Here is a 560-nt window from a genome sequence, read left to right as displayed (position 1 = left end):
AGGTTCAGAAAACGGAATTATTAATATTAAGCCAAGTGAAGATACAAATAAAGTTCCAAGTGTTGATAATACTACAAATGGAAATACTAGTGATTCAGAAAACGGAATTATTAATATTAAGCCAAGTGAAGAAACAGATAATACACAAAACAAATCTGCTTTAGAATTTAAAGTATTCCAAGGCGATGAAGATGGATATTTCAACAACTTAACTGAAATTCCAAATGGTGGTAGAACATTTGATACTACTCCAACATTTATAGGTAAATCAGTTGCTAATGATACTTTAGTATTATTATTTGTAAAACCAAATAATGCTACAGGTAAAGATGAAGTAATTATGAAAGAATTCCAAGCTGCACCAGATGGAACATTCAAATATACTCCTGATTTAACAAACAGAGTAGATGGTAGTGGTTGGGAAGTTGGAACATATAAAGTATATTTATCAAGCTTAAAAATAGGAGAAATGAAAGAATACTCATTTAGTTTAGATTTAAATACAGCTAAAGATGAAGTGGTTAATAATACAACAACTCCTGAAGTAATTGTTCCAAGTG

1 protein-coding gene is annotated in these 560 nt (G+C 29.6%); it reads left to right on the top strand.

Annotated features, from left to right (window positions below):
- Positions 1-560, top strand: a 560-nt coding sequence (locus tag AVBRAN12654_RS09395) for a hypothetical protein (protein WP_336614392.1), incomplete at both ends; no start/stop codon positions are given.

Origin of the sequence: Campylobacter sp. RM12654, assembly GCF_020137585.1 — a bacterium.
Classification (GTDB): domain Bacteria; phylum Campylobacterota; class Campylobacteria; order Campylobacterales; family Campylobacteraceae; genus Campylobacter_E.
Note: the sequence above shows the minus strand (reverse complement) of the source record. Positions and strands in the feature narration are given on the sequence as shown.